20 protein-coding genes and 1 tRNA gene are annotated in these 22,628 nt (G+C 70.9%); 9 read left to right on the top strand and 12 right to left on the bottom strand.

All coding sequences use genetic code 11. From position 1 onward, the window contains the following. Positions 1–17 precede the first annotated feature (17 nt). Positions 18–779, top strand: a complete 762-nt coding sequence (locus OG933_RS22195) for a class E sortase (protein WP_362524435.1) — start codon at positions 18–20, stop codon at positions 777–779. 112 nt (positions 780–891) lie between these two features. Here the strand turns inward: OG933_RS22195 and pknB are convergent, their stop codons facing one another. The 6 genes from pknB to OG933_RS22165 all read right to left on the bottom strand — a co-directional run bounded on the left by pknB (position 892) and on the right by OG933_RS22165 (position 9,042). After that, positions 892–2,868, bottom strand: coding sequence for a Stk1 family PASTA domain-containing Ser/Thr kinase (pknB, locus tag OG933_RS22190; RefSeq protein ID WP_405628593.1), 1,977 nt, complete (start codon positions 2,866–2,868; stop codon positions 892–894). A 169-nt stretch (positions 2,869–3,037) separates the two neighbouring features. Next, positions 3,038–4,507 carry a penicillin-binding protein 2 gene (locus OG933_RS22185; RefSeq protein ID WP_362524441.1) on the bottom strand — a complete coding sequence of 490 codons (1,470 nt, stop codon included), beginning with the start codon at positions 4,505–4,507 and terminating at the stop codon, positions 3,038–3,040. Beyond that, positions 4,504–5,943 (bottom strand): FtsW/RodA/SpoVE family cell cycle protein, encoded by a 1,440-nt coding sequence (locus tag OG933_RS22180; RefSeq protein ID WP_362524444.1) that lies wholly within the window; start codon positions 5,941–5,943, stop codon positions 4,504–4,506. Before OG933_RS22180 ends, OG933_RS22185 begins: the two co-directional genes overlap by 4 nt. Positions 5,944–5,970: 27 nt before the next feature. After that, entirely contained in the window at positions 5,971–7,494 is a 1,524-nt protein-coding gene (locus OG933_RS22175) for a Stp1/IreP family PP2C-type Ser/Thr phosphatase (RefSeq protein WP_362524446.1), read from the bottom strand. Positions 7,495–7,634: 140 nt separating this feature from the next. Then, positions 7,635–8,150 (bottom strand): FHA domain-containing protein, encoded by a 516-nt coding sequence (locus OG933_RS22170; RefSeq protein ID WP_020130618.1) that lies wholly within the window; start codon positions 8,148–8,150, stop codon positions 7,635–7,637. A gap of 10 nt (positions 8,151–8,160) precedes the next feature. Continuing rightward, a complete protein-coding gene (locus OG933_RS22165; protein WP_020130617.1) occupies positions 8,161–9,042 on the bottom strand; it encodes a DUF3662 and FHA domain-containing protein in 882 nt (293 codons plus the stop codon). A gap of 411 nt (positions 9,043–9,453) precedes the next feature. Between OG933_RS22165 and OG933_RS22160 the strand changes: the two genes are divergently transcribed. The 5 genes from OG933_RS22160 (at position 9,454) to OG933_RS22140 (ending at position 14,221) form a co-directional block, all read left to right on the top strand. Beyond that, a tRNA-Leu gene (locus OG933_RS22160) sits at positions 9,454–9,537 on the top strand. A 248-nt stretch (positions 9,538–9,785) separates the two neighbouring features. Further along, positions 9,786–11,063, top strand: a complete 1,278-nt coding sequence (locus OG933_RS22155) for a histidine kinase (RefSeq protein WP_405633479.1) — start codon at positions 9,786–9,788, stop codon at positions 11,061–11,063. 373 nt (positions 11,064–11,436) lie between these two features. Further along, entirely contained in the window at positions 11,437–12,915 is a 1,479-nt protein-coding gene (locus OG933_RS22150; protein WP_405628590.1) for a DUF2252 domain-containing protein, read from the top strand. A gap of 115 nt (positions 12,916–13,030) precedes the next feature. Continuing rightward, positions 13,031–13,828 (top strand): J domain-containing protein, encoded by a 798-nt coding sequence (locus tag OG933_RS22145; protein WP_054242089.1) that lies wholly within the window; start codon positions 13,031–13,033, stop codon positions 13,826–13,828. A 63-nt stretch (positions 13,829–13,891) separates the two neighbouring features. Further along, positions 13,892–14,221: a rhodanese-like domain-containing protein gene (locus tag OG933_RS22140; RefSeq protein ID WP_020130613.1), complete on the top strand. Its 330-nt coding sequence runs from the start codon at positions 13,892–13,894 to the stop codon at positions 14,219–14,221. Positions 14,222–14,439: 218 nt separating this feature from the next. Here OG933_RS22140 and OG933_RS22135 read toward each other — a convergent pair whose 3' ends face one another. From OG933_RS22135 to paaA, 6 genes are all read right to left on the bottom strand, one after another. After that, positions 14,440–15,645, bottom strand: a complete 1,206-nt coding sequence (locus tag OG933_RS22135) for an acyl-CoA dehydrogenase family protein (RefSeq protein WP_405628588.1) — start codon at positions 15,643–15,645, stop codon at positions 14,440–14,442. A gap of 141 nt (positions 15,646–15,786) precedes the next feature. Next, a complete protein-coding gene (locus OG933_RS22130) occupies positions 15,787–16,848 on the bottom strand; it encodes a 2Fe-2S iron-sulfur cluster-binding protein (RefSeq protein WP_405628586.1) in 1,062 nt (353 codons plus the stop codon). Beyond that, entirely contained in the window at positions 16,848–17,411 is a 564-nt protein-coding gene (gene paaD, locus OG933_RS22125) for a 1,2-phenylacetyl-CoA epoxidase subunit PaaD (protein WP_405628584.1), read from the bottom strand. The genes OG933_RS22130 and paaD overlap by 1 nt, the downstream gene beginning before the upstream one ends. After that, on the bottom strand, positions 17,405–18,130 hold the full coding sequence (gene paaC, locus OG933_RS22120; protein ID WP_405628582.1) for a 1,2-phenylacetyl-CoA epoxidase subunit PaaC: 726 nt from the start codon (positions 18,128–18,130) through the stop codon (positions 17,405–17,407). Before paaC ends, paaD begins: the two co-directional genes overlap by 7 nt. Beyond that, positions 18,127–18,414, bottom strand: a complete 288-nt coding sequence (gene paaB / locus OG933_RS22115) for a 1,2-phenylacetyl-CoA epoxidase subunit PaaB (protein WP_054242083.1) — start codon at positions 18,412–18,414, stop codon at positions 18,127–18,129. Before paaB ends, paaC begins: the two co-directional genes overlap by 4 nt. After that, positions 18,411–19,424: a 1,2-phenylacetyl-CoA epoxidase subunit PaaA gene (gene paaA / locus OG933_RS22110; RefSeq protein ID WP_054242082.1), complete on the bottom strand. Its 1,014-nt coding sequence runs from the start codon at positions 19,422–19,424 to the stop codon at positions 18,411–18,413. The genes paaB and paaA overlap by 4 nt, the downstream gene beginning before the upstream one ends. Before the next feature lie 283 nt (positions 19,425–19,707). On the opposite strand from paaA, the gene OG933_RS22105 reads away from it, so the two are divergent. Genes OG933_RS22105 through OG933_RS22095 form a run of 3 tightly spaced genes read left to right on the top strand, consistent with a single transcriptional unit; the run spans position 19,708 to position 22,627 of the window. Continuing rightward, entirely contained in the window at positions 19,708–20,637 is a 930-nt protein-coding gene (locus tag OG933_RS22105; protein ID WP_405628580.1) for a DUF5819 family protein, read from the top strand. After that, positions 20,634–21,854 (top strand): HTTM domain-containing protein, encoded by a 1,221-nt coding sequence (locus OG933_RS22100; protein WP_362524467.1) that lies wholly within the window; start codon positions 20,634–20,636, stop codon positions 21,852–21,854. Before OG933_RS22105 ends, OG933_RS22100 begins: the two co-directional genes overlap by 4 nt. Then, the gene (locus OG933_RS22095; RefSeq protein WP_362267704.1) at positions 21,851–22,627 is read left to right on the top strand and encodes a TrmH family RNA methyltransferase; all 777 of its coding nucleotides are present in this window, start codon (positions 21,851–21,853) and stop codon (positions 22,625–22,627) included. Before OG933_RS22100 ends, OG933_RS22095 begins: the two co-directional genes overlap by 4 nt. Position 22,628 lies beyond the last annotated feature (1 nt).

Genomic DNA, 22,628 nt, shown 5'->3' with positions numbered 1-22,628 from the left:
CAGTCGAGTAGGGGCAGATGAACGTGGCAGCGACCACCGGCGACACCGAGCACGAAGAGCACGCGCGCGTGGACGCGCCCGATCCCGCGCCGCGGCGCCGCGGTGGCGGCCGGATCGCGTTGGCCGTCAGCGTCTTCGGCGAACTCCTCATCACGGCCGGCCTGGTGCTCGGCCTCTTCGTCGTCTACTCCCTGTGGTGGACGAACGTCGTGGCCGACCGGCACGCGGACCGGCAGGGCGACAAGGTGCGCGACAACTGGGCCCAGCAGGACAGCGGTCCCGGGGCGCTCGACACCAAGGACGGCATCGGCTTCCTGCACGTGCCCGCGATGAGGAACGGCGAGGTGCTGGTCGAGAAGGGCACCTCGTCGAAGATCCTCAACGACGGTGTCGCCGGCTACTACACCGACCCCTTCAAGGCCGCTCTCCCGACGAGCGGCAAGGAGGGCAACTTCACGCTCGCCGCCCACCGCGACGGCCACGGCGCGAAGTTCCACAACATCGACAAGCTGGAGAAGGGCGACCCGATCGTCTTCGAGACGAAGGACGACTGGTACGTCTACAAGGTGTACGCGGTCCTGCCCGAGACCTCGAAGTACAACGTGGAGGTCCTCGGCCAGATCCCCGAGGAGTCCGGCAAGAAGAAGGCCGGCCACTACATCACCCTGACGACCTGCACGCCGGTGTACACGAGCCGGTACCGGTACGTGGTGTGGGGCGAGTTGGAGCGCGTGGAGAAGGTGGACGCGGACCGGACGCCGCCGAAGGAACTGGGCTAGAGCGGGGCCCGGACCGAGCTCGCACAAGGGCGTGGGCCCCACCGGACGCATCCGGTGGGGCCCACGCCCTTGCCATGTGCGGTCAACCGTCGTGCGGTCAACTGCTGTGCGGTCAACCGCTGGTGCCGCCGAAGAAGTTGACGCCGCCGTTGTTGCCGCCGTTGTTGTTGTCACCGTTCTTGAAGGCGACCAGGTTGACCGTCTGCCCCTTGTTGACGGTGCTGCCGGGGGCCGGGTCCGAGCTGATCACCTGCGCGTCGTCGTCCGAGTTGCCGGTGATGTTGCCGACGGTCAGCCCCGCGTCCTGGAGCGCCTGCTTCGCGTCCTTGACGCTCAGGCCCTGGAGGTTGGACGGGACCTGGGTCTGGGTGCTCTTGCCGATCTGGATCTGGACCGTGGAGCCCTTGTCGGCCTGGGAACCGATCGCCGGGACGGTCTGGATGACCTTGCCGACCTGGTTCTGGTCCTGGGTGTCGACCTCGACGCAGTTGCCCTTGAGGTCGTTCTGCTCCATCTGCGCCTTGGCGTCGTCGCAGCTCTTGCTGGAGACGTCCGGGACGGTGGCCTTCTCCTCGGCCTTGGCGACCTCGAGTGTCACCGTCGAGCCCTTTTCCAGCTCCGTGGCCGGGTCGGGGTCCTGGCTGAGGACCGTGCCCGGCTCCTGGGAGGACTCGGTCTGCTTGGTCTCCACCTCGAAGCCCTTGTCCTCGAGCTGCTTCGTAGCGGCCTCGACGTCCTTGTCGATCACGTTCGGCACGGCCACCTTCGGTGCCCCGGTCGACACGACGAGGTTGACGGTGGAGTCCTTGTCGACCTTGGTCGTGGCCTTGGGGTCCTGGTCGCAGATCTTGCCCTTGGGCTGGTCCTCGCAGGCCTTCTGGGTGACCGTTCCCAGCTTGAGGTCGCTGTTGGTCAGCTGCTTCGCGGCGTCGGCCTGGACCTGGCCGACCAGGTTGGGCACCGCCACCGACTCGTTGTTGACGCCGCCGCTGAACACCCACTTGCCGATCAGTACCGCGCCGACGAGCACCAGCACCGCGGCGACGACCAGCAGGATCGTCGAGGCGTTGGACTTCTTCTGGCGGCGCCGGTCGGGGCGGTCGTCGTAGCCGTAGCCGCCGTCGTCCGGGTTCATGGGCGGCAGCATCGACGTGGCCCCGGCGTCCGCGGAGCGCATGGCCGTGGTCGCCTGGTCGTCGCCGTAGCCGCCGTAACCGACCGAGCCCATGGCCGCCGTCGCGCCGACCGGCTGGCCGTCGAGGCAGGCCTCGATGTCCAGGCGCATCTCGTCGGCGGACTGGTAGCGGTAGTTCGGGTCCTTGACCAGCGCCTTCAGGACGATGGCGTCCATCTCGGGGGTGATCTCGGGGTCGAAGACGCTCGGGGGCTGCGGCTCCTCGCGGACGTGCTGGTAGGCCACGGCCACCGGCGAGTCCCCGACGAACGGCGGGCGGACCGTGAGCAGCTCGTAGAGCAGACAGCCCGACGAGTACAGGTCGGAGCGCGCGTCGACCTGCTCGCCCTTGGCCTGCTCCGGCGAGAGGTACTGGGCCGTGCCGATGACCGCGGACGTCTGGGTCATCGTCATCCCGGAGTCGCCCATGGCGCGGGCGATGCCGAAGTCCATGACCTTGACCTGGCCGTTGCGCGTCAGCATGACGTTCGCCGGCTTGATGTCACGGTGGACGATGCCGGCTCTGTGCGAGTACTCCAGGGCCTGGAGGATGCCGATGGTCATCTCCAGCGTCCGCTCCGGCAGCAGCTTGCGGCCGGAGTGGAGCAGCTCACGGAGCGTGGAGCCGTCGACGTACTCCATGACGATGTACGGGATCGAGACCCCGTCGATGTAGTCCTCGCCCGTGTCGTAGACCGCGACGATCGCGGGGTGGTTGAGCGAGGCGGCAGACTGGGCTTCCCGGCGGAACCGGGCCTGGAAGGAAGGGTCGCGCGCGAGGTCCGCGCGCAGCGTCTTCACCGCCACGGTGCGGCCGAGGCGGGTGTCATGCGCGAGATAGACCTCGGCCATGCCACCACGGCCGAGCACATGGCCCAGCTCGTACCGGCCGCCGAGGCGACGCGGCTCTTCCATAGCTACCTACCAGCCCTCTCCGTCGGTCCCGACCGGCACACGTGTGCGGCCGGAGGCTACCGTCCGGGCATACCGTACCCGGACGGCGCTGTGTGACCTGGCCAAGCCCGTCACCCGATACAGGACCGGTATCGCAACGTGCACCGATGTGTAGGCGACGTGATGGGGGTCACTTCTTGCTGTCGATGACTGCCTTCATCACGTCCCTTGCGATCGGGCCGGCGAGACCGCCGCCGGTGATGTCGCCGCGGTCGGCCGCGCCGTCCTCGACGACGACGGCGACGGCCACCGGCGCGCTGCCGTCGGACAGCTTCGCGTAGGAGATGAACCAGGCGTACGGCTTCTCTTTGTTGTTGAGGCCGTGCTGGGCGGTACCGGTCTTGCCGCCGACGGTGACGCCGTCGATCTTGGCCTTGCCGCCGGTGCCCTGCTGGTCGTTGACGACCGTCTCCATCATTTCCTGGAGAGCCTGCGCGGTCTTCGACGAGACGGCCTGGGACAGCTGCTGGGGCTCGGTCGTCTCCAGGGTGTCCAGGTTGGGGGCCTTGAGCTGGTCGACCATGTACGGCTTCATCAGCTTGCCGTCGTTGGCGACCGCAGAGGCGACCATGGCCATCTGGAGCGGGGTGGCCGCGTTGGAACCCTGGCCGATGCCGTCCAGGGCGTTCTGCGGCGGGTTGTCCTCGGGGTAGGTGGACTTGGCGGCCCGCACCGGGGTGTCCAGCTCGGTCTCGTTGAAGCCGAACTTCTCCGCCTGCTCGATCATCTTCTCGTTGCCGACGTTGTCGGCCATCTTCGCGAAGACGGTGTTGCAGGACACCATGAGCGCGTAGCGCAGCGTGGCGTTCTCGCAGGTGCCGTGCTCGTTGGTGAGCTTGCTTGAGGACTGCGGCAGCGGGAACGGGTCCGGGGTGTCGGTCTTGTCGTCGATGCCGGAGACCTCGCCGTTCTCCAGCGCGGCGGCGGCCGTGACCACCTTGAACGTGGAGCCGGGCGGGTAGGTCTCGCGCAGCGCGCGGTTGAGCATCGGGTCGTCGGCGTCGTTCTTCTTCTGGACGGCGTTCCACGCCTCCTGGTCCGTGTCGGAGGACCCGGCGAACTTCGACGGGTCGTACGACGGGGTGGAGACCAGCGCCAGGATCTTGCCGGTGGACGGCTCGATCGCGGCGACCGCGCCCTTCTTGGCGCCCAGTCCCTTGTACGCGGCCTTCTGCGCGGCGGCGTTCAGGGTGGTGACGACGCTGCCGCCCTCCTTCTCCTTGCCCGTGATCATGTCCAGGGTGTTGCGGAAGAAGAGCCGGTCGTCGTTGCCGCTGAGGATGCCGTCCTCGAGCTTCTCCAGCTGGTTGGCGCCGAACGCCTGCGAGGAGTAGCCGGTGACGGGCGCCCACATCGCGCCGTTGGACCAGGTGCGCTTGTACTTGTAGTCGCCGGTGGTCTCGACCGAGCCGGTGATGGCCTTGCCGTCGACGATGATGTCGCCGCGCGGGGTGGAGTAGCGCGTGATGTTGACGCGGCGGTTCTTGGTGTCGCTGGCGAGGCTGTCCGCCTTGACGTACTGCAGGTAGTTGTCGCGCAGCAGCAGGGTGAGGACCAGGAGGCCGCAGAAGATCGCGATCCGGCGCAGGGGCTTGTTCATGACGGGCGGACCACCTGGGTCATCTCGGCGTCGGGGTTCGAGGCGGGGGCGGGCGCCGGGCGGCGCGCGGTGTCGCTGATACGGATCAGGATGCCGATCAGCGCCCAGTTGGCGATGACGGAGGAACCGCCGTAGGCCAGGAAGGGCATCGTCATACCGGTGAGCGGGATGAGGCCCATCACACCGCCGGCGACGACGAACACCTGGAGGGCGAAGGCGCCGGAGAGGCCGATGGCCAGCAGCTTGCCGAAGGGGTCCCGGGCGGCCAGGGCGGTGCGTACACCGCGCTCGACGATCAGGCCGTACAGCAGCAGCAGCGCCATGATGCCGGCCAGGCCGAGCTCCTCGCCGAAGGTGGCGAGGATGAAGTCGGAGTTGGCGGCGAACTTGATCAGCTCGGAGTGGCCCTGGCCCCAGCCGGTGCCGAGGGTGCCGCCGGAGCCGAACGCCCACAGGGCCTGCATGGCCTGCTCGGAGTGGCCGGCGACGCCCTGCTGGGAGAGCGTGTACTCCTTCATCGGGTCGAGCCAGGCCTGGACACGCTGCTGGACGTGGCTCTCGAACTGGGCCACGCCGACCGCGCCGGCCGCGGACATCAGCATGCCGAAGACGATCCAGCTGGTCCGCTCGGTGGCGACGTACAGCATGATGACGAACATTCCGAAGAACAGCAGCGAGGTGCCGAGGTCCGTCTCGAAGACCAGGATCAGGATCGAGATGATCCAGACGACGATGATCGGGCCGAGGTCGCGGCCGCGGGGCAGGTACAGGCCGAGGACGCGACGGCTGGCCAGGGCGAGCGCGTCGCGCTTCACCATCAGGTAGCCGGCGAAGAAGATCGCCAGCACGATCTTGGCGAACTCACCGGGCTGGATGGAGAAGCCGGCCACCGAGATCCAGATCTTGGCGCCGTAGATGTTCTGCCCGAGGCCCGGCACGAGCGGCAGCAGCAGCAGGAAGATCGCGCCGACCATGGAGATGTAGGTGTAGCGCTGGAGGACGCGGTGGTCCTTGAGGAAGACCAGCACCACGACGAACAGCGCGATGCCCATCGCCGTGTACAGCAGCTGCCGCGGCGCGGCGGTACCGGCCTGCTCGATCCGCTGCAGCAGCTTGGACTGGTCGAGCCGCCAGATCGCGACGAGCCCGAGCCCGTTCAGCAGCGTGGCCACCGGCAGCAGCAGCGGGTCCGCGTACGGCGCGAACTTGCGCACGACGAGGTGCGCGACGCCGGCCAGCAGGCCGAGGCCGAGGCCGTAGCTCAGGAGGCCGGACGGCACCTCCTCGTTGATGGCGAGGCCCACGTTGGCGTAGGCGAAGACCGGGATCGCGACGGCGAACACCAGCAGCGCGAGCTCGGTGTTGCGCCGGCTCGGTGTACCGATCGAGCCGATCGTGGACGTGTGGTGCGTCGGCGAGTTGGTAGTACTGCTCATCGTGTGACGGGGCCTCTCACGGCTTGCCTACTGCTCACCGCACCGCGAGACGACCTTCTGCTCTTCCTCCGAAAGGCTGGGGCCGGGGGTGGGAGTAGTGGTCGCGGGTGCGGACGGGGACGCGGTTGCCGAGGGGCTCGGCGATGCCTTGGACGTGACGGAGACGGGCGTGGTTCCCGTGGTGCCGTCGGCCTGGCCCTCACCGGTCTTCGAACCGGTCTTGCTCGCCGTGGGGGTCTCGGCGTGCTTCTTGCATGCGGAGGCCTGGACGGCCAGCTCGTCGATCTTCTTCTGGGCGGCGGACAGGTCGCCCTCGGCGATCGTCGCCTCGACCAGCTTCTGCTGGTAGTCCGGCAGGTACTTGAGTTCGATCTCGGGGTGGTCCTTCTCCACCTTCGACAGCGACACCCAGGCCAGATCCTGGCTGATGCCCCGGTACAGCGCGACGTGCTCGCCGCTGGTGCCGACGTAGTACTGCGTCTGCGTCCAGCGCCAGCCGCCGTACAGGCCGCCGCCGATCACGGCGAGCGCGAGCACGCTGTAGAAGGATCTCTTCAGCCACCTACGGCCCTTGCGGGGCTTGACGAAGTCCTCGTCGGTGTAGTCGCCGAAGCCGTCGGTGGGGATGAAACCGGTGATGTCGCCGCCGGAGCCGGGCGGGCCGAACTCGCCGCCTCCGCCGCGCCCCTGCTGCCTGCGGCCGAGGCCCGAGGCGCGCCCTGCCGGGGTCTGCATGATGCCGTTGTCGTGCAGCTGGAGCTGGTTCTCGGCGACCGCGCCGACCACGACCGGGACGTCGGAGAGCTGTCCGGCGAGGGTGTCGCCGGTGTCCAGGTCGAGGACGTCGGCGACGATGACCGTGATGTTGTCGGGGCCGCCGCCGCGCAGCGCGAGCTGGATCAGCTCCTGCACGGTCTCCTGGGGGCCCTGGTAGCTGGCGAGGGTGTCCTCGAGCGTCTGGTGCGAGACGACGCCGGACAGGCCGTCGGAGCAGATCAGATAGCGGTCGCCGGCCCGGACCTCGCGGATCGACAGATCCGGCTCGACATGCTCACCGCTGCCCAATGCCCGCATCAGCAGCGACCGTTGGGGGTGGGTGGTGGCCTCTTCCTCGGTGATGCGGCCCTCGTCGACGAGGCGCTGCACCCAGGTGTGGTCCTGCGTGATCTGGGTCAGCACGCCGTCCCGCAGCAGGTACGCGCGCGAGTCGCCGACGTGCACGAGCCCGAGGCGCTGACCGGTCCACAGCAGGGCGGTCAGGGTGGTCCCCATGCCCTCGAGCTGGGGGTCCTCCTCGACCAGCGAGCGCAGCTGGTCGTTGGCACGCTGGACGGCGGTGCCGAGCGAGGTGAGGACGTCGGAGCCGGGGACGTCGTCGTCCAGGGCGACGATGGTGGAGATGGCCTCGGAGGAGGCGACCTCACCGGCGGCGGCGCCGCCCATGCCGTCGGCGATGGCGAGCAGACGGGGACCGGCGTAACCGGAGTCCTCGTTGCCCTCCCGGATCATGCCCTTGTGCGATCCGGCGGCGAAACGCAGAGACAGACTCATGCGCACCTCGCCCGTCGGCCCCGGGTACAGCCGGTCGTGTCGAGCCACACTGCCCACCCTCCGGTCGGGAGCACGCCGGGGCCATGGGTGCCGGCCGCCGCCGCGTGCTCGCTCCGCTCGCACTCACTCATGATGTAGCACTACTTCCGCAGCTCGATGACGGTCTTGCCGATACGGATCGGCGCGCCCAGCGGGATCGGTGTGGGAGTCGTCAGCCGCGATCGGTCGAGGTACGTGCCGTTGGTGGAGCCCAGGTCCTCGACGATCCACTGGCCGTCGCGGTCCGGGTAGATCCTGGCATGACGGCTGGAGGCGTAGTCGTCGTCCAGCACGATCGTGCTGTCGTGCGCCCGGCCCAGCGTGATGGTCTGGCCCTGGAGCGCGACGGTCGTGCCGGTGAGGGTGCCCTCGGACACGACCAGCTTGGTAGGTGCGTTACGACGCGTGCGGCCGGCTGCGGCGGGCTGCTGGCGCTGCTGCGGAGGCGCCTGCTGGCGCTGTGCCTGCTGCGCCCGCCCTGCCTCCCGGCGCGACCCGCGCTGGGTGACACGCGTACCGAAGAGGTCGCTGCGGATGACCTGCACGGCCACGATGACGAACAGCCACAGTACGGCCAGAAAACCCAGCCGCATGACCGTGAGGGTCAGCTCTGACATTGCCCCCGCTTCACCCTTCGGCTTGCCGGTAAATGATGGTGGTGCTGCCCACGACGATCCGCGAGCCGTCGCGGAGCGTAGCGCGGGTGGTGTGCTGCCCGTCCACCACGATGCCGTTGGTGGAGCCGAGATCCTGGATAGTCGAGGGCGAACCGGTCCGGATCTCACAGTGCCGGCGGGATACGCCGGGGTCGTCGATCCGTACGTCGGCCTCGGTGCTGCGGCCCATCACCAGCGTCCCGCGGGAGATCTGGTGGCGGGTGCCGTTGATCTCGATCCAGTGGCGGGCACGTGACCCGGGCTGCGGAGCCCCGGCCAGGCCGCCGGCCGCCGCACCGGGGCGCTGGGCGCTCGCGGCGGGCGGATAGCCGTAGCCGCCGGCACGGGCGCCGGGCGGCGGAGCGGAAGGCATGGGCGGAGCGGCGGTGCCGGCTCCGGCCCCGGGATAGCCGGGCCCGCCGGATCCGCCGGGACGCTGTCGGCCGCCCGCGGGCGGCTGCTCCGGTGCCTGACTGCTGGAGGAGGCGAGCGTACGGCTGCGCACCCGGTACAGGCCGGTGTCGAGGTCGTCCGCCTTCTCCAGGTTGACCTTGATCGGGCCCATGAAGGTGTAGCGCTGCTGCTTGGCGTAGTCGCGCACCATTCCGGCGAGCTCGTCGCCGAGCTGGCCGGAGTAGGGGCTGAGTCGCTCGTAGTCCGGCGTGCTCAGTTCCACGATGAAGTCGTTGGGGACGACGGTCCGGTCCCGGTTCCAGATGGTCGCGTTGTTGTCGCACTCGCGCTGGAGCGCGCCGGCGATCTCCACGGGCTGGACCTCGGACTTGAACACTTTCGCGAAGGTGCCGTTGACCAGACCCTCGAGACGCTGCTCGAACTTCTTCAGGACTCCCATGGGGCACCTCCTCCGTAGTGGCTGCTGTCCCGTGCCGTGCTGCTTACCTGGTACTGCTTACTGATCGTATCCACGCGCCGGTGAATCGGCTGGTTCCCCCTGTCGGCCCCGTCGACGGGTGTCGACGCCCTCTTGCGCACCCGCTTCTGCCCAGGATCGTAGAGGTGGCCGAGGACCAGTGTCCCGCACCTGACTGTGGTCCTCGTCCGGCTCCTGGGGAGACGGCCGCCTTAGGTACGAGGTTGATACGTGAACCAGTCACCGCCGAGACGTACGGGGGCCGCCGACGGCCTCCCACCTGCTCCCTGCCCCCGCAGAAGGGATGTGAACGCACCCTGGACCGCGTGCTAATGTTCTGCGTGTCGGAAGGCGCCAGGCCGAAAGGCACACAAGCCCGAAGACACACCCAATGCGCGGGTGGCGGAATAGGCAGACGCGCTGGATTCAGGTTCCAGTGCCCGCAAGGGCGTGGGGGTTCAACTCCCCCCTCGCGCACAGCTGAAAGCCCCGCAGGTCTTAGACCTGCGGGGCTTTCGCGTATCCCGAAGGTGTGCCGTCCGGCACGCGCGTGCGTGTCCGGGCCATGGCTGCTCACGGTGTGTGAGGAACGTCTCAGGCCCGTGCACGGTGACGACCCGGGCGAGCCACCGGTCGTCGGCGGGGGCCTCATGAGGGTGTAGCGGGCTACACCGCGTTCACCCCGGGTGCGGCCTAGCGTTGGATGTATGGCGCAAACGATCCCGATGACGACGACGATCCGGCAGGCGGGACGCGCCACGGGCCGGCTGCTTGTTGCCGCGCTGATGACCTTCGGCACCTATCTCTTCGTCACCGTGCTGCTCATCACCGCCATCGGCACGCTCGTGGTCGTCGGCGCGTGGATGCTGCCCGAGGCGGTGCTGCTGATCCGCCGGATGGCCGGGGCCAAACGCCGTCAGGTCGCCGGCTGGACGGGCCGTGAGATCCCCGAGGCGTACGAGCCGCTCACCGGCACCCTGCGCGAACGGCTGCGCACGGCAGTCCGCGATCCGGGCACCCTCGCCGACCTGCGCTGGATGGCCGCCCACTATGTCTACGGCTGGCTGGTGCTGCTCGCGCTGCCGCTGTGGCCGGTGGGTCTGGTCGTCGACGGGGTGTGGTGCGGGCTGCTGCGCCGGGACGCGGTCGTCCTGCCGTGGGTCGTCCGGCTCGCCGACGTCGAGGCGCGCTGGTCGGCGGCCCTGCTCGAGCCGTCACCCAAGGCGCGCCTCGCCGCCCGGGTCCGGGCGCTGACCGAGACCCGCGCCGACGCGATCGCCGCGCACGGCGCCGAACTGCGGCGCATCGAACGTGACCTGCACGACGGCGCCCAGGCCCGCCTGGTCGCCCTGTCCATGCGGATCGGGCTCGCCCAGCGGGCTTTCGACCGCGATCCGGACTCCGCGCGCAAGCTCATGGAAGACGCGCAGGACCAGGCCGAACAGGCGCTCACGGAACTGCGGCACGTCGTCCGCGGCATCCATCCGCCGATCCTCACCGACCGCGGCCTCACGGGAGCGGTACGGGCGCTGGCCGCCGGCAGCGGGCTGGACGTGACGGTGCGGGTGGAAGGACTCCTGGACAGCGGCAGCGGCAGCGGCGGCGGTGGCGGCAGCAGTGGCAGCGGCGGTGTTGACGGCGGTGGCGGTGTTGACGGCAGTGGGGCGGCGGGCCCGAGCGGTGGGCCGGGTGGCGTTGCGGGTTCCCGCGGATACCGGGCGCCCGCCGCTGTGGAGGCGGCTGCCTACTTCGCGGTGGCGGAGGCGCTCACCAACGTCGTCAAGCACAGCGGGTCGCCGCGGGCGGCCGTCGAGCTGGTGCGGCTGCGGAACGGGCTGCGGGCGGTGGTGCGGGACGAGGGTCTCGGCGGCGCGGACGAGAGTGCGGGGTCCGGCCTGCTGGGGATCCGGCGCCGGGTCGCCGCGCTGGACGGCGTGGTGAGCGTGGAGAGCCCCGCCGGGGGACCGACCACGATCGCTGTGGAGCTGCCCTGTGTGTGGTGAGACCTGCGTGACGCGTCGGGTGAGATCGGTGCGTGGTGCGCGGTGCGCGGTGCGCGGGGAGCCGGGAGCCGGGAGTCGGGAGCGGCGAGAGGGAGGAGTATGGGGTGTGGGCGTTTTGGGTCGAGGAGCGTGTTTCACGTGAAACATTCCCGCTGTCGAGGAGCCGCCCTCGTGGAGCCGCCGTCGTGAAGCTGTGGCCTTCGGCGAGGGCGGGCGCCGGGCGGGCTGTCCCGCAGGGGTGGACGAGGGGATTTCCACAGGCGGGAGGTTGTCCACAGGGTCTGCCGCCGTGCCGTCGTCGGGCTGTACGGTCGGCACGAGTTGATGTTCGGCTCGTCGAGCCGACGGACGTACGTGTGCGGGGGAGGCGGTCATGGTGACCGAGGCCGGTGGCGCGGGGACAGAGACGGGTGGGGCACACAGGATCCCCCGGGTGCGGGGCTTCGCCGAGTGGCCCACCGGGCGCCCCGCCGCGGGACCGGAAGCGGGTGCGGTCCCCGGGTCGCCCCGGCCGGGGTCCCCCAAGGAGGCGGGCAAGGCTCTGCGTGGCCGGGTGCCTCGGTCGGCACACGCCGCGTTCGACCTGGACCCCTCCCGGCCGGACGCCGTGGCGGCGGTCGAGGAGTCCAGCCGGGGCCGCATCCCGGAGCTGGCCCCGATCCGGGTCGGCCGGATGGCGGCGACGCCGTTCGCGTTCCTGCGGGGCTCGGCCGGACTCATGGCGTACGACCTGGCCAGGACCGCCATGACCGGGATCCGCGCCCAGATCTGCGGCGACGCCCACGCCGCGAACTTCGGTCTGTACGGCGACGCGCGGGGCGGCCTGGTCATCGACCTGAACGACTTCGACGAGACCGTCGACGGCCCCTGGGAGTGGGACCTCAAGCGTCTCGCCGCCTCTCTGGTGCTCGCGGGCCGCGAGGCCGGCGCGGACGAGGACACCTGCCGCCAGGCGGCGCACGGCGCGGCCGGCTCCTACCGCCGCACCATGCGGCTGCTGGCGAAGCTCCCCGTGCTGGACGCGTGGAACGCCATCGCCGACGAGGAACTGGTCTCCCATACCGACGCGCACGACCTGCTGGGCACCCTGGAGCGGGTCTCGGAGAAGGCGCGGGCCAACACCAGTGGGCGGTTCGCGGCGAAGTCGACCGAGCCGACGGAGGACGGCGGCCGCCGCTTCGTCGACGCGGCGCCGGTGCTGCGCCGCGTCCCGGACGCGGAAGCCCATGCGGTGGCCGCGTCCCTTGAGCATTACCTGACCACCCTGTCCGAGGACCGCCACCCGCTGCTGGCCCGCCACGCGGTCCACGACGTCGCCTTCCGGATCGTCGGCACGGGCAGCGTGGGGACGAGGTCGTATGTGGTGCTGCTGCTCGACCACCGGGGCGAGCCGCTGATCCTCCAGGTGAAGGAGGCCCGCGCCTCGGCCCTGGTCCCGCATCTGCTGACCGCCGGCTTCGAGGTGCCTGAGGTGGAGCACGAGGGACGCCGGGTGGTCATCGGTCAGAAGCGCATGCAGGTGGTCAGCGACATACTGCTGGGCTGGACGACGGTCGACGGACTCCCCTTCCAGGTACGGCAGTTCCGCAACCGCAAGGGCAGCGTCGACCCGGCCGCGCTCGCCGCCGACCAGGTCGACGACTACGGCCGGATGACCGGCGCGCTTCTCGCCCGCGCACACTCCCACAGCGCCGACCCCCGCCTCATCGCCGGCTACTGCGGCAAGAGCGAGGAATTCGACGAGGCGATCGCCACCTTCGCCGTCGCCTACGCCGACCGCACCGAGGCGGACCACTCGGACCTGGTGGCGGCGGTACGGGAGGGGCGGATCCCGGCGGAGACGGGCGTGTGAGTGGCGGCCGGGCGGAGTCGGAGCAGGGGAAGCCCGGGGAGGGCAGTCCGGGCGGGGGCCCCTGCAGGACCGTCGGCCGGGCGGGTTCGGGGGAGCGTTGGCCTAGGCTGGTCGGGTGACGACCCCCGAAGCTGAGCAGCCTAGGCCCGAGGCACGGCTGGAGCAGGCCGTGCGGGCCGCCGAGCAGGCGTTGATCGAGTTCGAGATCGCGGTGGAGACCTTCCGCGTCGAGGTCGAGAACTTCTCGCGGCTCCACCATCAGAAACTCGGCCCGATGTACGCCCGGCTCGACGAACTGGACGCCCAGATCGCCGAGGCCAAGGCCGCCCGCACCGGTGATCCCGAGGACAAGCGCAAGGCCGCCGAGGCGCGGGCCAGGGTGATGCCGATGCCCGGGGTCGAGGAACTGTTCCACGGCTGGATGGACGGCGAAGGTCTCTTCCCCGAGGCCGAGGCGATGCTCACGGACCAGTCGGTCCGGCCCCCGCAGCGGGTACGGCCCAGCGAGGAGGCCCGCAAGCTGTACCGCGAGCTGGCCCGCAAGGCGCACCCGGACCTGGCCCAGGAGGACGCCGAGCGGGCCCGGCGCGAGGAGTTCATCACCCGCGTCAACGCGGCCTACGCCCGTGGCGAGGAAGCCCTGCTGCGCGAGCTGGCCGAGGAGTGGGCGGCCGGTCCGGCACCCGCGGAGCGGAGCCCGAGCCCCAGCGAGGAGCTCTACGCCCGTCTCGAGTGGCTCGCCCAGCGCAAGGAGATGCTCGCGCTGGTCGCCCGGGAACTGGAGGAGGGCGCGATCGGCTCGATGCTCCGCATGGCACCGGAGGACCCCGACCGGCTCCTGGACGAGATCGCCGACAAGCTCCTCGCGGACGTCGCCGCCCGCGAGGCGGAGCTGGCCGAGCTGGTGGGCTAGCGGGGACCGGTCGTGTCGCATGCCCCGTCGGGTAGCGTCGGGCGCATGAGTTTCGGAGCTGGTGTGCCCACGGTCGAGGTCGGCGACCTCAAGGACGACGACTTCCTGCTGGACGTCCGCGAGGACGACGAGTGGCAGGCGGGTCACGCCGAAGGGGCACTGCACATCCCCATCAGCGAGTTCGTCGCCCGCTACGGTGAACTGACCGAGGCGGCTCCGCAGGACGGTCGGGTCCATGTGATCTGCCGCTCCGGCGGTCGCTCGGCCCAGGTCACCATGTATCTCGTCCAGCAGGGCATCGACGCCGTGAACGTCGACGGCGGCATGCAGATCTGGGCCGCCGCGGGCCGCCCGGTCGTCACGGACGAGGGCAACCCGGGCTCCGTCCTGTAAGCACTCGGAACGGCAGGTCGTCGGAACGGCAGGTCGTGCGGCCTGCAGGCTGGGGGACCTGCGGGCCGGGGGATCTGCGGGTTCTTGGAGCGGCGGTCGCCTCGTCGGGTCGGCGGGTCCGTCTTGGCGGGTCGGCCTGTGCGTTCTGTGCCGGGTAGGTGGGTCGGTCGGTCGGTGGGTTCTGCCGGGCCGGCCGGTGCGTCGTGGCGGGGTGGGCGTCAGCCGAGGGGGTGGGCGGCCAGTAGGTCGCCCAGGGCTTCCTCGTGTGCCGCGGCCGGGCCGAGCGACAGTTCCAGGTGCTTGGCCCAGGCGTGGTAGCGGTGCAGCGGGTAGTCGACGTCGGCGCCGAAGCCCCCGTGCAGATGCTGTGCGGTCTGCACGACCCGCCGTACGCCTTCCGAGGCCCAGATCTTGGCCACGGCGACGTCCCCGGAGGCCGGCAGCGCGCCCGGCGCCCCGGAGGCGATCCGCCACGCGGCCTGCCACAGCGTGACCTCCATCGCGCGCAGGTCGATGTAGCGGTCGGCGGCCTGCACGGCGACGGCCTGGAACGTCGCGATGGGGTGTCCGAACTGCTCCCGCTTGCCGGCGTACTCGCCGGTCATCGCCAGGACGCGCTCGCCCAGACCGAGCGCCTGCGCGCAGGTCCCCGTGGTCAGCAGGGCGCGCAGCCACTCCCAGGCGCCGTCGGCGGTGATGACGTCCCGGTCGGCGATCCTCGCCGATTCGAGGCGCAGTTCGCCGAGCCGCTCGCCGGTGGTGGAGATCTGCTCGGCGAGCACGACTCCTTCGTGCCCACGGGCGACGACGGCGAGGACGCTCCGGTCGTCCCCGGTGCGCGCCGGTACGACGACGAAGTCGGCGTCGTACGCCCAGGGCACCACGGTCTGCACCCCGTCCAGCACCCACTCGCCGGCGCCCGGCTCACCCGGGCCGCCCGCACCGTGTTCGTCACCTGTGCCGGTCGTGCCGGTCGCGCCTGCCGGGTCGTTCTGCCGTGCGGTCACGGCGAGTTCGGCCGGATCGTGGCCGGTGCGGCCGTGCGCGGCGACGGTGAGGACGATCTCGCCCCGGCCGGCCCGGGCGAGCAGGGACGACTTCAACTCCGGGCCGCCGTAAGCCTGTAGGGCGGCTGCGGCCGCGCTGCTCTCCAGCAGCGGTACCCGTGCCAGGACCTTCGACGCCTCGCGCAGCACCAGACAGAGCGCGATCGCGTCGAGGCCGGCCCCGCCGTACTCCTCGTCCAGCAGCAGGCTCAGCAGGTCAGCCGAGGCGAGCCTGGCCCACAGCGCGCGGTCGAAGTCGTCGGCCACGGCACCCTGGGTGAGCGCGGGGCTCGGCACCGCGTCGGGGGCGACCCCGGCGAACACCCCCCGCGCCGCCTCCGCCGCTGCCTGCTGCTCCTCGGTGAAGGTGAAGTCCACGGCCTGTCCTCCCGACGGGTCAGCTGATCTGACGGAGCGTCAAGATAGAACAGGTTCTAGAAGAAGGGAAGGGTCGGTCCGAGGAGAACGGTCGCTCGCCCCCTCGTCACCCTCTCTCATCGCCCCCTCGTCGCGCGCCCCTCACCGGTCGAAGTCCACCTCCACGGCCTCCGTCAGCGGATGAGACTGGCAGGCCAGCACATATCCGGAGTCCGTCTCCTCCGGTTCCAGCGCGAAGTTGCGGTCCATGCGCACCTCGCCGGAGACCAGGAAGGCCCGGCAGGTCCCGCACACCCCGCCCTTGCAGGCGTAGGGCGCGTCCGGCCGGTTGCGCAGCACCGTCTCCAGGACCGACTCCCCGTCCCGCACGGGCCAGCTGCCGCCCCGGCCGTCGAGCCGGGCGGTCACGGTGCTGTGGGTGGGAGCCGCCACGCGCACCGGGGGCGCCGTGACCTCCACGTGGAAGATCTCCTCGTGGATCCGGGACCGTGCGACCCCGATCTCCCGCAGCGCCTGCTCCGCGCCCTGGACGAGGCCGAACGGCCCGCACAGGAACCACCCAGCCACCTCCCCTACCGGCAGCAGCGACGGCAGCAGCCCGGTCAGCCGCTCGCGGTCCAGCCGCCCGGACGGCAGTCCGGCCTGCTGCTCCTCCCGGGAGAGCACGGTGACCAGCTGGAACCGCTCGGGGTACCTGTCCTTGAGGTCGGCGACCTCCTCCAGGAACATCGTCGAGGCGGCCGTCCGGTCGCTGCGGATGAGGCAGAAGCGGGCCGCGGGCTCGCGGGCCAGCAGCGTCGAGACGATCGACAGCACCGGCGTGATCCCGCTGCCGCCGACGATCGCCGCGTACCGGCCGGGCGCGGGGGTGAGGGTGAACCGGCCGGCCGGCGTCATCACGTCCAGCTCGTCGCCGACGGCGATCTCCTTCAGCGCGTACGTCGAGAAGGCCCCGCCCTCGACCAGCCGCACGCCCACCCGCAGGGTGCCGGGCCCCGCAGCGTCGGGTCCGGGTGCGGGCGAGCAGATCGAGTACGTCCGCCTGACCTCGGTCCCGTCGACCACGCGGCGCAGGGCGAGATGCTGGCCGGGCGCGTGCCGGTACTCCTCGCGCAGTGCGTCGGGGACCGTGAGGGTGAGGGTGACGGAGTCGTCGGTGAGGTGGTCCACCGCGGCCACCTGGAGCGGGTGGAAGCGGGCCATCACAACTCCTTGAAGTGGTCGAAGGGTTCGCGGCAGGCGAGGCAGCGCCGCAGCGCCTTGCAGGCGGTGGAGGAGAAGCGGCTGAGCAGTTCGGTGTCGGCGGAGCCGCAGTGCGGGCAGAGGATCGGCTCCAGGGCCACGCCCATGTCCGCGCCCATGTCCGCGCTCGCGTCCGCGTCCCTGGTCCGGGTGGGGCCCAGGGTGATGCCGACCGGTTCGGCCGCCTGGCGCACGCGTGGCGGTGCGATGCCGAACTCCCGCAGTTTGCGGCGCCCTTCGGCGGAGATGTCGTCGGTCGACCAGGCGGGGGACAGCACCGTGCGCACGGTGACCTCGCGGACCCCGTGTGCGCGCAGCGCCCGCTCGATGTCCAGGGACATCGCCTCCACCGCCGGACAGCCGGTGTAGGTGGGGGTCAGCTCGACGTCGACGGTGTCCGTGTCGCGTACGTGCACCGCGCGCAGCACGCCGAGTTCCCGGAGGGTGACCACGGGCAGTTCGGGGTCGAGCACCGAGCCGGCGACCTCGAGGAGTTCCGCCTCCAGCGGGGTGAGCGTCACCATGACGCACCCGGGTGACTGCGGTGCAGGTGCTGCATCTCGGCGAGCATCCGGCCGAAGGACTCGGTGTGCAGGCCCTCGCGGCCCGCGCCGGCGCGCCAGGCTCCGGTGCGCGGCCCCTCGGGCACGGCCAGGCCGGCCCGCTCCAGCAGGCTGCGCACCGACTCCAGCCAGACCGACTCCAGCTCCGACAGGTCGAGGCCGAGGCCGTCCAGGGGGGCGAACATCTCCCCGGTGAACCGCCACAGTGCCGTGCAGGCCCGCTGCATCCGCTCGTGGCTCTCCTCGGTGCCGTCGCCGAGCCGCAGTGTCCACTGTTCGGCGTGGTCGCGGTGGTAGGCGACCTCCTTGACGGCCTTCGCCGCCAGTCCCGCGAACGGGCCCTCCACGGACGCCAGCCGCGCGTACAGCAGGTGCTGATAGGTGGAGAAGTACAGCTGGCGGGCGATGGTGTGGGCGAAGTCTCCGCCTGGTTGCTCGACCAACTGGAGGTTGCGGAAGGCGCGTTCCTCACGCAGGTACGCCAACTCGTCCTCGTCGCCTGCCATCGACAGCAGGATCCGGGCCTGGCCCAGCAGGTCGAGGGCGATGTTGCCGAGGGCGACCTCCTCCTCCAGCACGGGCGCGTGGCCCATCCACTCCCCCAGGCGGTGGGAGAGCACCAGGGCGTCGTCTCCGAGGGCGAGGGCGGCGGCGGTGTGGGTGTGCGTCGTCGTGGTCACAGGTGCTTCACCCCTTCCGGGATCTCGTAGAACGTCGGGTGCCGGTACGGCTTGTCGGCGGACGGTTCGAAGAACGGGTCCTTCTCGTCCGGCGAGGAGGCCGTGATCGCGGAGGACGGCACGACCCAGATCGAGACGCCCTCGCCGCGCCGGGTGTACAGATCGCGCGCGTTGCGCAGGGCGAACTCGGCGTCCGGCGCGTGCAGGCTGCCGGCGTGGGTGTGGGAGAGGCCGCGCCGGGAGCGCACGAAGACCTCCCACAGGGGCCAGTCGGTGTTCGTCATGCCTGCTCCACTTCCGTCCCAGAGCTGTGTTTGGCCGCGTAGGCGGCGGCCGCCTCTCGTACCCACGCGCCCTCTTCGTGTGCGCGCCTGCGTTGTGTGATCCGCTGCTCGTTGCAGGGGCCGTTGCCCTTGAGGACCTCCTTGAACTCGGTCCAGTCGATGGCTCCGAAGTCGTGGTGGCCCCGCTCCTCGTTCCACTTCAGGTCCGGGTCGGGGAGCGTGAGGCCGAGCGAGGCCGCCTGGGGGACGCAGATGTCGACGAAGCGCCGGCGCAGTTCGTCGTTCGAGTGGCGCTTGATCTTCCAGGCCATCGACTGCGCGGAGTGCGCGGACTCGTCGTCGGGCGGGCCGAACATCATCAGTGACGGCCACCACCAGCGGTCCACCGCGTCCTGCGCCATCGCGTGCTGTTCCGGGGTGCCTCGGCTGAGGGCCAGCAGCAGCTCGTACCCCTGGCGCTGGTGGAAGGACTCCTCCTTGCAGACGCGGACCATCGCGCGGGCGTACGGGCCGTAGGAGCAGCGGCACAGGGGCACCTGGTTGGTGATCGCGGCGCCGTCCACCAGCCAGCCGATCGCGCCGACGTCGGCCCAGGTCAGCGTGGGGTAGTTGAAGATCGAGGAGTACTTCTGGCGGCCGGAGTGGAGCTTGTCGAGCAGTTCCTCACGGCTGGCGCCGAGGGTCTCGGCGGCGCTGTACAGGTAGAGCCCGTGGCCCGCCTCGTCCTGGACCTTCGCCATGAGGATGGCCTTGCGGCGCAGGGAGGGCGCGCGGGTGATCCAGTTGGCCTCCGGCTGCATGCCGATGATCTCGGAGTGGGCATGCTGGGCGATCTGGCGTACCAGCGTCGCGCGGTAGGCGTCGGGCATCCAGTCGCGTGGCTCGATGCGTTCGTCGGCGGCCACGGTGGCGTCGAAGGCGCGCGCGTACGCCTCATCGGCGCCGGCTCCGCTGTCCTGCCCGGTGTGCGGCTGTGTGCGGGCCGTCTGGTGCGCGGCTGCTGTCGCCATGCGGTCCCCCTTGACCTCGGGCCTCGGCGCGGTGCCTTGGCCTCGGCTCTGCCGAGCCTTCTCCCGACCGATCGTTCGGTCCGTGCGATTCCATGGTGGGACGGCCGTCGTAAGGTGTCAACCGCTGTGGATAACCTGCGGGCATCCCCTGTGGACAACCTGCCCCGGCCCTTCCCGGCCCGGGTGTCGCGGGGAGGGGGCTGCGCCGAACGGGTGAGGCTGAGTACCGTTCGCGATTGCGCGACGCAGCGCGAAGACGACCGGTATCGGGGAACGGGGCGGAATGGACGTGCACGACGGAGGGGCCGGCTCTCCACAGGGGCCGAACACGTCGAGGGAGGCGGAGGCGGAGACGCCACCCGCCCGGGAAACCGTTCCCCGCCCCCGAGCCGAACTCCCGAGCCCTGAACCGGCCTCCCGGGCCGAAGACGCGGACTCCGAGTCTGTTCCTCGGGCCGAGCACACCGACTCGGACGGTGCCTTCCAGGCTGAGTCCGCCAGTGACGCCGGTGACGCCGGTGACGCCGCCGCCGGTCTCGCGAGTGGGCCTCGGCGGCCGGAGCCCCGGACCGGTGTGGCCGCCCTCTCTCCCCGCTATCAGGTCGGCGCCGCGCTGGCGCTGGCCGTCGTCGCGGTGACCGTCTGCGTGCATATCGGGATGGTGTTCCTGCACGTCGCCCCGTCGAACACCGTCACCAAGACGCACGGCAAGGCGATCGACGACTGGATCTACCCGGAGTTCGAGCAGAACTGGAAGCTCTTCGCGCCGAACCCGCTTCAGCAGAACATCGCCGTCCAGGTCAGGGCCCAGGTCCGTACCGCGGACGGCGGCTCGCGGACCACCGGCTGGTACGACCTGTCGGCGCAGGACGGCCGGGCCATAGACGGCAATCTGCTGCCGAGCCACACCCAGCAGAACGAGCTGCGCCGCGCCTGGGACTTCTTCACCGCCACGCACGACAACGGCAACCGCCCCGTCGGCCTGCGCGGCGCCCTCTCCGAGACGTACCTGCGCCACATCGTGGTGCTGCGTCTGGAGCGCGGCGGCGCAGCCGGCGACGGCGGTGTCGTCGAGCGGATACAGGTCCGTTCGCAGACCACCAACGTGACCCCGCCGAAGTGGAGCACCGAGAAGGTGTCGATGAGCCCGGTGTACCGCGAACTGTCCTGGTGGTCGGTGCCGGACGGCGAGACCGAGGGAGGCACGAGGTGAACCGGTTCTCCCTGACGGTGTCCGCCGCCATCGCGCGCGTCACCGGGTCGGCGCTCGCGCCGTACCAGAGCGCCGTGGTCCGGATCGGCTTCAGCGCCACCTGGCTGATGTTCCTGCTGCGCGAGTTCCCCCACCGGCATGAGCTCTACGGCCCCGACGGTCCCTGGGACTGGGAGCTGGCCCGCCAGCTGATCGACACCAACGGCGCGTTCACGGCGCTGATGTGGTCGGACGGGCGGGGCTGGTTCGAGGCGGTGTACCTGCTCGCGCTGCTCTCCGCCGCGCTGCTGCTGATCGGCTGGCGCACCCGCGCGATGTCGGTGCTGTTCATGGTCGGCGTGCTGTCGCTCCAGAACCGCAGCGTCTTCATGGGCGACGGCGGGGACAACGTCCTGCACCTGATGTCGATCTATCTCGTGTTCATACGGTGCGGCCGGGTGTGGTCGCTGGACGCACGACGCGAACGGCGCGCGCAGGAGGCACGCGCGCGTGGGGAGCGGGTCACGGACCGGGTGGGTCCCGTCCTGTGGGCCGTGGCCGGGTTCGTCCTGGTCACGGTGACCGTGGCGGGCCGTTTCCACAGCGACTGGACCATTCCGGCGCTTCTGTGGGCGGCGTGGGCCGTACAGGGCCTGTGGTGGGCCGTCGGCCGCCGCACGAAGTCGGCGGAGCCCCGGATCCTGCTCGACGTGATCGGCAACATCCTGCACAACGGCGCCCTGGTCGTGATCATGGCCGAGGCCTGTCTGATCTACGCGACGGCCGGCTGGTACAAGATCCAGGGCTCGCGCTGGCAGGACGGCACCGCCGCGTACTACCCCCTGCACCTGGACTACTTCTCGCCCTGGCCCGCGCTCGCCGACCTGCTGGCCGGCAGCGGCACGATGGTCCTGCTGGCCACCTACGGGACCGTCATCGTGCAGGTCGCCTTCCCGTTCACGCTCGCCAACCGGCGGCTGAAGAACGTCCTGCTGGTCCTGATGATGACGGAGCACGCGGTGATCGCCCTGGTGCTCGGGCTGCCGTTCTTCTCGCTGGCGATGATCGCGACGGACGCCGTCTTCCTGCCGACGACCTTCCTGCGCCGGGTGGGCGGATGGACGTCACGCGCGCGTGGACGGCTGTTCCCCGGCGTCGGTCGTACGCCTGCGCCGGAATCACCGGGGCCGCGGGCCCAGGAGAACCCCGAGCACGCGCGCGTAGGGTTCACGGCATGACCGACCCCGTGACCGCCGGCTCCGATCCGCTCGGCCGGTGGCGGCGGCTCGCCGACGCCTCCGTCCTGCTCGACGGCTTCCACGCCCTCAAGCACGCCGTGCGCTTCGGAGCCGAGGTCCCGGTGGCGGTCACCGCCGACCGGCGGGCGACGCTCGCCCTCGCCGACGAACTCGCCCCGGACGTGCGTGACGCGCTGGACGCGCTGCTGACGGAGGTCCCCGAGGCGACGTACACCTCCCTGGTGCCGCGCCCGCATCCCACCGCGGTCGCCGCCCTGGCCGTACGGCCCTCCCGCGAGGCCAACCTGGAGCGGCTGGGGCGCGCCCCCCGCGCCACTCCCGTCGTGGTCCTGGACGACCCGCGCAACCTCGGCAACGCGGGCGCGGTGATCCGGCTGGCCGCCGGTTTCGGGGCCACCGGGGTGGTCACCACCGGCACCCTCGACCCCTGGCACCCGACCGTGGTGCGCGGCGGGGCGGGGCTGCACTTCGCGACCGCCGTGGAGCGGCTGACCGTCGGCGAGCTGCCGGCCGGCCCGGTGTTCGCCCTCGACCCGGAGGGTGACGACCTGCGGGGCGTCAAGCTGCCGGACGACGCCCTGCTGGCCTTCGGGTCGGAGCGCAGCGGGCTCTCCGCAGAGCTGCGCGCGCGTGCCGACCACCTTCTCGCCCTGCCGATGCGCCCCCAGGTCTCCAGCTACAACCTCGCGACCAGTGTGGCCATGACGCTGTACCACTGGAGCGCCACCGGGGGCGCACCGCACGTCCCCTAGA

Origin of the sequence: Streptomyces sp. NBC_00016 (genome assembly GCF_045040885.1) — a bacterium.
In the GTDB taxonomy this organism is placed as follows: Bacteria; Actinomycetota; Actinomycetes; order Streptomycetales; family Streptomycetaceae; genus Streptomyces; species Streptomyces coriariae.
The sequence above is the reverse complement of the archived record's forward strand: the minus strand, read 5'-3'. Positions and strand labels throughout refer to the sequence as shown.